Source organism: Neptuniibacter sp. 1_MG-2023, from assembly GCF_030547185.1.
GTDB lineage: Bacteria > Pseudomonadota > Gammaproteobacteria > Pseudomonadales > Balneatricaceae > Neptuniibacter.
The window spans coordinates 94,559-104,684 of the sequence record NZ_JAUOQR010000012.1; the positions used below are offsets into that span (position 1 = coordinate 94,559).

Sequence of the window (10,126 nt, forward strand, 5' to 3'; positions counted from 1 at the left end):
CACTATGTCACATACTAATAATCATTTATTTAATCCGAATGATGCGTCATCTGCGACTTGCCAACCATTAGAAGTAAACAATGATTCAGAAATAGGTATTAAACAGTACACTCAAGCGGCTATTAACCGAATCCAGTCATCTTCTATCGATGCATTTTCAACCATCGAAACCCAACCTGTCGCATTAAGTGAAGCACCCACTCATAATGCGCTCTCCACATTACCCTTAAAAGGTATGTGCTTTGCGGTAAAAGAAGTTATCGACGCGCAAGGCTATGTGTGTAACTTAGGTTGTCAGGCATTTACCGGACGCGTCCCCATGCACGATGCTGACATTGTGCAACAACTACAGCAACTCGGTGCACAATTAGTTGGTATTACCCGTTCAACTGAAATGGCCATCGCCAAAGAAACCAGTACCGTTAACCCATGGCACAGTGGCCATACACCCGGCGGCTCATCCAGTGGCTCAGCAGCAGCCGTAGGCGCGGGACTAGTCCCCTTCGCTTTAGGTACGCAAACCATTGGTTCTATTATCCGCCCAGCGGCTTACTGTGGTGCCGTTGGTTTTAAGCCCAGCAAGAGTATTGGTTCATTAACTGGCGTTCTCAACCTTAGTACGACCCTTGATCATCTCGGTTATTTTGCCGACTCACTAGATCGTTTAACTACCACTCTGAATCAGCTTTACCCCAACACATTCACCGACAAAAAAGCACTGCCCTTTAAAGTGCTACTTTTAAAACCTTGGTTTGCTATGGACGATGAATATGCCTGGCAAGCACGTATAACACACATCAAAAAACAACTAAAAAGCCAAGCTATAGAGTACTGCGAAGTCTCCCTTGACCAATCCATTACTTCACAAGAGGAACAAGTGACCCACTCTATTTTATGCTACGAAATGTATCAGCATTGGGGAGATACGCTGCTCAATAACAAGGATACTAGCGAATACCTGCAAAGCTTTTTAACAAAAGGAAAAGGCATTACAAAACAAGCCTATCAACAAAGTTTAAAGGCACGGACACAGATGGAAACGCTAGTTGATACGTGGCTAAACGATCATGACATTATTGTGTTCCCGTCGGTAACCGGCCTACCTCCCAAGTTAGGCGATGGTACAGGTTCCCGTGATACCCAACGGCTTTGGACGCTACTCGGTATGCCTGCAATTAACTTACCTATTGGTTTTGAGCAAGGCTTCCCAACAAACGTACAGCTCATTGCCAAAAGAGGCCAAGACCAGCAATTGTTAGCCGCCGCTGCACAGCTCCTTCCGTGTATTACTGCGACGCAAGCAGAAACGAAAGATCAACATGTTTGACAGTCTGGTCATTCTATTAGCCGCGACTATCTTTCTTGCCTCAGTCGTCAGAACGGCAACGGGATTTGGATTCGCACTGATTGCAATACCTATTTTGTCGTTTTTTTTAGAACCCGTTAGCGCAGTTGCTATAACTATGTTGTTTCAAACAGCTAGCGCTATACCCATTGCATTTTCTAACCTGACGAAGAAAGAGTGGGATTATGCTATGAAGCTTTTACTCTTTTCATTAACTGGTTTATTACCAGGGGTCGCTTTTTTAATCATCACGCCCCCGATTGCGGTTCAGCTTATAGTGACACTGTGTATCTTTTGCGCTTTATTTTTAATCGCAAAAGGCGTGTCCTTTAATGCCACTTTATCAGTTAAACAATGGGTAACCGTTGGTTTTATTTCCGGCTTTATGCATGGCTTAGCAGGCGTTTCTGGCCCCCCTATATTAGCGGTACTCCATGCCGATACAACCTTAGAAAAACGTCAAAAAAGACAAATTATGTCTGTGTTTTTTCTTTTTGCTGGCACCTTGGCCCTCATTCCCATGTTAACTCAAGTGCCCGCACTCTTGCTTAATATCAAAACATTAGCCGTGCTTTGTATTGCCATGTTTAGTGGAATGTATATTGGGCAGAAATTATTCAACCGTTTAAATGCAACACAATTCCGTTTTTGCACTTTAGTTTTAATGTTAATATCTGGGTTACTGGCAACAGGTCAGCTAATTCAATTTATTATTCATCTGTTATAAGTTATGTCTATAAAGAGGGTATTCACTTGAGCTCTGCTATTGACCGTGCGTTTACTGTATTAGAGTGTTTTGGGCAACATAGAAAACCCCTTCGTTTAGCTGACGTCGTGAGCGATGTAAACCTGCCAAAACAATCTGTTCACCGTATTATCAAACAACTAGAAGGTTTAGGTTTATTAGAGCGAGATGTTCACCCCGAAAAGTTTCGTTTAGGCCACCGTATGCGACAACTAGGTATCTCGACCATCGTATCGTTAAATCAATCACTTTCAACCCATGCGGTGCTCAAAGAACTGGGCGACACTTTCCAAGAAACCGTTAACATTGGCATTCTCGAACAAAATGAAGTGATTTATATTGATCGTGTCGAATGTGACTGGCCTCTGCGGGTACAGCTCAATCCCGGGAGTCGCGTCAAGTCTCACTGCACAGCTATTGGTAAATTACTCTTGGCTTACCTTCCTGAATCGATACTCAACGCAACTCTACAGAATATGACATTAGAGGCCTATACACCCAAAACTATTACCGACCCCGAATTACTACTTGCCGAATGTCATAAGATAAAAAAGCAGGGATATGCAGAGAACATTGGTGAAGATATTGTCGGATTAGTAGCATTAGCGGTGCCAATTTTCGATCAACGTAACAATGTTATTGCCGGTTTAGCAGTACATGCACCTGATGCCCGTACGAGTCTCGCCGCCATGCGTAAAAACATCGACAATATGAGATCAACTGCTGATAAGCTGCAAACTTTATTATCCTTAGATTAGCCTTCTTTTGCCTTTGCATTACCTGTGAGCTAAACAGCAACGTCTGTATACTTTACAGGCAAACAAAGGCTCATTATTGCCTAATGTGCGCTAACCTTATATCGATTTAACGACGATATAGATTGCTATCTAGTCGTCATTGACGGGGAATGTTCAAAACAGAGAGTTCTAGATTCCCAACGCATCAATAACACTCAATACAGTGAAAACACCCCCTATCTACCTTATACTTTCAAGAAGTTACTCTCAGATAGATTATACGGTAATATGTCCTGACTACAGGCTTCGCAAAGACATTAGATATATGGCTTGGATACTAGAAAACAACGGTTTTATCTTTGAAGCGATCATCATGGGTATAATTATTATTTATGTCGGCCGAAAAATATAAAAACAAAACAGGCATTTAGGCACCATGAAACATCGAGTGCCTGATAACGGCTTCTATGGGACAAAAGAAAATAACAATGACTCAAACGTGGACAGTAAAAAACCTACTCAGCATTATACTACCTGTTTTCATTTTAGTAGCTGGAGCTGAGGCCAAAGAAAACACTCCACTTCCTGAATTTACAGAAGAGGATATCTTCATTGATATCCCGCAAGTTTTTTCTGCAACAAGACAAACTCAAAAACTAACTGAAGCTCCCGCCTCCATTACTATATTGTCGCAAAAAGATATACGTGCGATGGGTGCACTGAAGATTACTGATGTGCTGCGCATGGTACCAGGTATGCAAAGTTACAATGTAACCGCTAACCGCTCTGCTGCAACCTATCACGGCATGTCTGATGACCATCCAGGCCGAATGGAAGTGATGATCAATGGGCATTCTGTCTATCTACCACTGCTATCTACTGTTGCTTGGGAAACCATCGGTATAACCGTGCAAGATATAGATTATATTGAAGTCGTTCGTGGCTCTAATGCCCCAGCTTATGGCTCTAATGCTTTTTTAGGTGCGATTAATATAGTAACTAAGAGCCCAATATCAGATCAAAACAACAAGCTAAGCACAACCCAAGGTGCACTAAACAGTCAACAATACGGTTTTTCGCACAGTGAAACCTCTGATTCCATCGCATATAGGCTATCGACTCATTTTGAAGAAAACGATGGCTACAATATTTATGACGATGGTTTCCTCAATCGTGTCGTTAATTTATCAGGCACATACACCCCCTCTTTTGCAGATACTATAGATTTCAATATGGGTGTTAGTAGCGGGTTTATTTATTTAGGCCAAGCCGACAATATAGATAATAACTTTTCACCACGTGAACATGAGTCTAACTTCCAACATATACGCTGGAATCATATTCTAGACGCTGAAAATGAGCTAGGACTCAGCTTCACTCATAACTATTTAGACCTAAATGAAGAGTTCACTTCTTCAGGTGATGCCTTAATCTTTTACCAACAAATCCCTACCAACTTATACCCTTTTGCAGATGCAATTGCGGATGGGCTTGGATTGGCGTCTATACAACCTCTAGGCTCAGAACATGGCACGATGCACCTTTATGACTTAGAGCTCGAGCACCGTTACAATCCAAATTCTAATATTTCCACTATTTGGGGCTTAGGCTACAGAAACGAATCAGCAAAAAGTGACACACTCCTCGTGAATCAAGGAACGGTTACCGAAGATAAATGGCGTCTGTTTGGCAATGTACAATGGAAACCACTTCAACAACTCGCCTTTAACGCTGGAGGCATGTTTGAATCAACAAGCATTGCGGCTGCGCATTTTTCACCCAGACTTGCCGCAAATTATTCTCTAACACCCAGTTCGACCATACGTGTCTCTGCCACCAAAGCCTATAGAACCCCCTCCTTACTGGAAAAAAATGGCCTGTCGGCCTTACTTAATAATAGTGGGGGGTATTATGATCTAGTTGCTATTCCCAACCCTGATTTAGAGCCAGAAGAATTAACTTCCTATGAACTAGGCTACTTCCATCAATGGAAAGAAACCGGCAGCTTCTTAGACATACGTGTATTCACTGAAAAGATCGATAACGCATTTAACAGCTACTATATAAATGCATTAGGAGTGGATGACGTTGATGATGGCTATCGAATGTTAACTAACTCAGCAAAGTGGAAAAACATAGGTGCAGAGTTTCAATTCAAACTCCAGCCTCACCCCAACTTCTCAGTGCTAACAAACTATAGCTATATTAATACAAAAGGAGAACGTGACCGCGGTTACGGCAGAGATATAGACTCTTTAGATGATAGAACCCCGATGCATACCGCAGCCCTACTTACGGAGTGGAAAGCGACTAACACCTTATCCATTAGTGCGGCCCAATACTACATGTCTAAAGTAAATTGGCTTGAAGGTAGTCACAGAGAGCAATATCGCCGAACTGATTTAATACTTAGTGATTCATTTAGATTAAAAAACGCCGTGTTAAACACACGTCTCATTGTTCAAAACCTTTTCGATGATCCTTATGAGGATTTTTACGAATATAATATTTTTGACCGCAGAGCCTATATCCAGCTTCAATTAGACTTTTAATAACTTTTTATTTACTACAACGGACTGTAGATGAACCATAGATATACTCAAAAGCCCATCTTTCATCAATGGTTCACGCCACTGATAGGCTTTGTTTTGTCTTGTGTTTTTTTTATCCCTTGCTCAAATGCCGATAATTTAATCGTTCTAAGCCGGCAACTTCCCAGCTATCAAGATGTGGCTGATACTCTAGTATCTGAACTAAAAAGCCCATCTAAAGTGATTACAGCACGCGAGCTCTCACTGAATAATTATGACCATAAAAATTATCAACAAGTAATCGCATTAGGCGCAAACGCCGGTGATAAGCTATTTCAGCTGGTTCCTGACAACAAGAATCTCATTATTAGCTTTATCCCAAGACAAACCTACAATTCACTACTACTCAAATACAAAAACCACCCACGGATAAAAAAGGGGACGGTTACAGCCGTATACTTAGACCAACCCTACTCTCGACAATTAGCCTTAGCCAAACTGATTACCCCTGATGCTAAATCTATTGCAACCGCTTTAGGTCCTCACTCAGCTAATGACTTGGACCTACTAAAAGCAGCCACCAACTTGCACCAGCTAGAACTAAAATATGAAACGTTGCAAGAAACAGATAACCCCATACACAAATTACAACCACTAATAAAAAGCGCTGATATCTTTTTATCGCTCCCTGATAAATCAGTTTTTAATAGAACAACCGCGAAATGGATTTTATATATATCTTTTAAGCAACACGTACCTCTAATTGGCTTTTCCAAAAAATATGTCGAAGCTGGGGCCTTAGCCGCTGTGTATTCATCACCTGCAGACTTAGGCAAACAAACCGCTGAGTTAGTTAATAACAATGCCAACAAAAGTATCTTGCCAAAGCCCGCATATCCTCACTATTTCCATGTATCCACCAATCCAACAGCAGCGAAATCATTGCACTTAACGATCCCATCAGAAGAAGAACTCACCAAGCAATTGATAGAGCTTGAGAAATGAGAAGGTATTCATTCGGTATAAGGCAGCGTGTTTTAATTATCACACTTCTGCCGTTAACTATGATCACCCTTTTACTAGGGGGGTACTTCATCAATACCCGCTTAGATGACGCACAAAGTGCTTTGATTGATAAAGGCCAAACAATGGCTCAGATGATGGCAACATCTGCAGAATTTGGGTTATTAGTTGGTAACACTGAAATATTACAGGGCTTAATTAGATCTGCGACTAAAACCAATGAAGTTGATGATATAGTGTTTCTTACCCCTACATTTGAAACATTAGTTAGAGGCAATAAACAAGGCGCACAGTTAAATAAAAATGCCGGTTACCCCTTACGTAAAGACAATCAAGTCTACTTCCTACACCCTGTTGTGGCGACAGGGGTTGATATAATTGACACACCCGATTTTCTTATTGAAGAGCAAGAACCCGAATTTATCGGCTGGGTTGTGATTATTCTGTCCGAAAAACCGACACAAGCAAGGCAGCTAGAAATTTTAATTAAAGGAATTATTCTGGCGTTTATCGGTTTATTAGTCACTGTATTTATAGCTTCTCGATTTGGGCAGCGTATAACCAACCCAATTCTCGGCCTTACCCATGTTATAGAAATGTTACAACACGGCCACCTTGAAACACGAGCAAGCTTATCCAGCACAGGGGAGCTACGCTCCCTAGCACAAGGTATAAACAGGCTTGCACAAAGAGTACAGGAATCCAATCAAACCTTAGAAAGTAGGGTTGATAAAGCAACAAAAAGACTACGTTCCACCTTAGTGCACCTTGAAAAACAAAACCAAGCTCTAGATAAAGCACGCAAAAATGCAGACAGCGCAAACATTGCTAAAGATGAATTTTTAGCCCGTATGAGTCACGAGCTACGAACCCCGCTCACTTCCGTATCAGGCTTTGCGCGTCTACTAGATCAAACCGAATTGAGCCTAGAGCAAAAAGAATACACTCGAATTATCAACTTAACATCCAGTTTATTACTATCAATAATTGACGATATACTGGATTACTCCAAACTAGAATCCAATGCCGTAGAGCTAGAGCAAATAGCCTTTGATTTCGAAGCGTGCATACTTGACGTCTTAGAGATGCAAACAGCAGCAGCCCATGAAAAAGGGCTTGAACTCGTCATTGATATAGCTCCAGAAACACCCAAACTCCTTATCGGCGATCCAGTAAGACTAAAACAAATCATATCGAACCTTGTCAGTAACGCGGTCAAATTCACGGACAGCGGCTATATATGTATTCATGTCGAGCAAAACAAAAACAACACCATTAAAACAGAGCTTAAAATAACAGTTGAAGATACCGGGGTAGGCATACCTAACGATTGTATTGATGGTTTATTTCAAGCTTTTAGCCAGGCAGATACATCTATTACAAGACGTTTTGGTGGGTCTGGTCTTGGCTTAGTCATCTCAAAACGACTCACGGAATTAATGAAAGGTAACATCACGCTATCTAGCCAAGAGGGCAAAGGTACCAGCATCCGGTTAACTATCCCATTCACGATCAGCCCTCATCAACAAGATGCACCCGCATATCAACTAGGCAGAGTTATACTTTTCGACAGAATGCCATTAGTAAGACGCGGAGTTCAACAACAACTCGCTCAATTAAATGCCGATATAACAGAAGTGACTTGTGAGGAAGAGCTTCTTAAACTGCGCAACCTATCGGATAAAGACACTATTATTTGGGGACTAAATACAAAAGAAGTCTCAAAAGCGAGTCTAGATAATATCCAAACATTGCTACAGTCTTTTAATGGCAGGTTAATACTGCTCTGTGGTCATCCACTCCCGCTTTCACTCTCACATAAAGTGATACAACTTAGAAAGCCCCCGAGAACCCAGCTACTACTGAATGCGCTCTTCCCTGAACCACATAAATTACTAGAGCAAGAGAAAAACCAAGAACTATGCGTCCAAGATGAGTGCACTATATTGGTTGCTGAAGATAATGACTTTAACCGTTTGCTTGTACGTAAAATATTAGAGCAATCAAAGGTCAATGTAATTGAAGCCATAACCGGTGAGCAAGCTATTCAGCAAACAACAAAATACAATCCTGACCTCATATTAATGGATGTACATATGCCGGTCATGGATGGCATAGAAGCAACAAGACAGATACGTTTAGTCAATAACACCGTCCCTATTGTCGCGCTGACAGCAAACGTCATTACTAGCGAACACCAGAAATTAATGAATGCGGGTGTTAACCATGTATTACTCAAACCTATTAATGATCATGAACTCTGTCACACCATCGAAAAATTCCTTGCCTCTAAGAGCTTACCACCCCAGCCTACAACACCTGCGGAAAAGTCCTTAGAATTAGAAAAATACAATATAGATAATGCGCTTCTAACAGAGGAACTAAACAAACAAATAGAAAGACTAATGTCTGGATTCCAAAGCAATAATTTGAAATTAATGAAGAGCCACTGCCATCAACTGTTAGGCCTTGCAGGACTATATGAAATACCGGAATTGGAAGCAGCAGGCCATAGATTACATGATGCTTTGCATAAGAATAAATATAGAGATATATGGAAAGCTTTATGGCAAATTAAGCGCATTATTAAACATGAGGAGCCAAGTCATTAAAACAGTTTAGATATAGGCTCAGCTTTTACAATACGGTTCAAACGGGCGGCGATAGCCCTAAGCTCAGCCATCGTAGCTTTATTCAATAATGCTCCATTGATGCCTTCTGTTAGTTCACCCTCTCTATTAAAAACAAGCAACAAACACTCTTTCCTTACGTTTTCTAGCTCAGGGTCATGATTAATAGGTAAAGAGAGAAACATTTCCCAACGCTCAGTAGAAGCACTTTTCTCCATTACATCCACAAGCAGGCTTAAAATTTCTTGCCGACTGGGCCTGTATGTCGGCGCTTTACCAAATGCAAGCGCCAGTGCTACACCTAATAAGACCAACAGACTAATAAAAAAAACAAGAATAAACTCTATCACAATCAGTTAACGATTAAATTAAAGTCATAATTAACAAGATACTCAACAGCCAGTAAGAGATCACTCTCATGCTCCGCTTCCACCTTAGCCATCTCTTTACTAAAACCCCAACGCTCTTGTTTTGACAGTGCTTTCCATTTGTCTTTAATCGGTATATGTTCCGTTTTACGGTGAACCTCCCTAATCACTACTAACTCAGGTTTCTCTAAAAGTGGAGGTGATAATGAAGATAACAGAGCACATAGCCGCATACATGCCTCTGTGCAGGTTAACCGCTCATCATTCCCATACGCCCTAGCAAGTATCTTTATGCTCTCAATAAGATAAGCACGCTGCTCCTCATATCGCTCGGCAACCTTTTCCTCCTGTTCTTTTACCGCAGATTGAGCTGCCTTAATCTGCTGATATTTATGTCTAATAAACACAATTAAAAACAAGCAGATAACTGATAATAAAATTATTAAAAGATAGATATATTCTTCAGACATAAAACAGAAACCACTTAGGATAGGCAAATACAATGACCAGACTTAAACAAAAACCAGAATGCTTAAGCACCATTATTTATTAGTCACATTATAAATAAACTCGCGTACAACAAGAATAACAGAAACCAAGATAACACTCCTCTTAGCCGTCAATAACGCAACCGCTAAAAGGTAGCGGTACGTCCAAAGGCCTGAACCCCAAGCCCCAGACGCAAAAAACCCCGGCTACGTAGTAACCGGGGTTTCTCTAAATAAATGCTTGGCGATGACCTACTCT

8 protein-coding genes are annotated in these 10,126 nt (G+C 41.1%); 6 read left to right on the plus strand and 2 right to left on the minus strand.

What is annotated here, in order from left to right:
• The first annotated feature begins 4 nt into the window (after nucleotides 1-4).
• The 6 genes from Q4492_RS13255 (at nucleotide 5) to Q4492_RS13280 (ending at nucleotide 8,993) form a co-directional block, all read left to right on the plus strand.
• Nucleotides 5-1,327, plus strand: a complete 1,323-nt coding sequence (locus tag Q4492_RS13255) for an amidase (RefSeq protein WP_303418771.1) — start codon at nucleotides 5-7, stop codon at nucleotides 1,325-1,327.
• Nucleotides 1,320-2,072, plus strand: a complete 753-nt coding sequence (locus Q4492_RS13260) for a sulfite exporter TauE/SafE family protein (protein WP_303418774.1) — start codon at nucleotides 1,320-1,322, stop codon at nucleotides 2,070-2,072. Before Q4492_RS13255 ends, Q4492_RS13260 begins: the two co-directional genes overlap by 8 nt.
• A gap of 26 nt (nucleotides 2,073-2,098) precedes the next feature.
• Complete coding sequence (locus Q4492_RS13265; RefSeq protein WP_303418776.1) at nucleotides 2,099-2,848, plus strand: IclR family transcriptional regulator; 750 nt, start codon at nucleotides 2,099-2,101, stop codon at nucleotides 2,846-2,848.
• Between the two features lie 467 nt (nucleotides 2,849-3,315).
• Nucleotides 3,316-5,379 carry a TonB-dependent siderophore receptor gene (locus Q4492_RS13270; RefSeq protein ID WP_303418779.1) on the plus strand — a complete coding sequence of 688 codons (2,064 nt, stop codon included), beginning with the start codon at nucleotides 3,316-3,318 and terminating at the stop codon, nucleotides 5,377-5,379.
• Nucleotides 5,380-5,409: 30 nt separating this feature from the next.
• Nucleotides 5,410-6,363, plus strand: coding sequence for an ABC transporter substrate-binding protein (locus Q4492_RS13275; RefSeq protein WP_303418780.1), 954 nt, complete (start codon nucleotides 5,410-5,412; stop codon nucleotides 6,361-6,363).
• Nucleotides 6,360-8,993 carry an ATP-binding protein gene (locus Q4492_RS13280; protein WP_303418783.1) on the plus strand — a complete coding sequence of 878 codons (2,634 nt, stop codon included), beginning with the start codon at nucleotides 6,360-6,362 and terminating at the stop codon, nucleotides 8,991-8,993. The genes Q4492_RS13275 and Q4492_RS13280 overlap by 4 nt, the downstream gene beginning before the upstream one ends.
• Here Q4492_RS13280 and Q4492_RS13285 read toward each other — a convergent pair.
• Together Q4492_RS13285 and Q4492_RS13290 are read right to left on the minus strand one after the other, a co-directional pair.
• Nucleotides 8,990-9,361 carry a hypothetical protein gene (locus Q4492_RS13285; RefSeq protein ID WP_303418786.1) on the minus strand — a complete coding sequence of 124 codons (372 nt, stop codon included), beginning with the start codon at nucleotides 9,359-9,361 and terminating at the stop codon, nucleotides 8,990-8,992. The two genes, Q4492_RS13280 and Q4492_RS13285, sit on opposite strands and share 4 nt — an antisense overlap.
• 2 nt (nucleotides 9,362-9,363) lie before the next feature.
• Nucleotides 9,364-9,849, minus strand: coding sequence for a DUF2489 domain-containing protein (locus tag Q4492_RS13290; protein WP_303418788.1), 486 nt, complete (start codon nucleotides 9,847-9,849; stop codon nucleotides 9,364-9,366).
• Nucleotides 9,850-10,126: the final 277 nt, after the last annotated feature.

Coding starts and splice junctions, on each gene's coding strand:
- Q4492_RS13255 (WP_303418771.1), top strand. CDS start 5: ATGTCACATACTAATAATCATTTATTTAATCCGAATGATGCGTCATCT.
- Q4492_RS13260 (WP_303418774.1), top strand. CDS start 1,320: ATGTTTGACAGTCTGGTCATTCTATTAGCCGCGACTATCTTTCTTGCC.
- Q4492_RS13270 (WP_303418779.1), top strand. CDS start 3,316: ATGACTCAAACGTGGACAGTAAAAAACCTACTCAGCATTATACTACCT.
- Q4492_RS13275 (WP_303418780.1), top strand. CDS start 5,410: ATGAACCATAGATATACTCAAAAGCCCATCTTTCATCAATGGTTCACG.
- Q4492_RS13280 (WP_303418783.1), top strand. CDS start 6,360: ATGAGAAGGTATTCATTCGGTATAAGGCAGCGTGTTTTAATTATCACA.
- Q4492_RS13290 (WP_303418788.1), bottom strand. CDS start 9,849: ATGTCTGAAGAATATATCTATCTTTTAATAATTTTATTATCAGTTATC.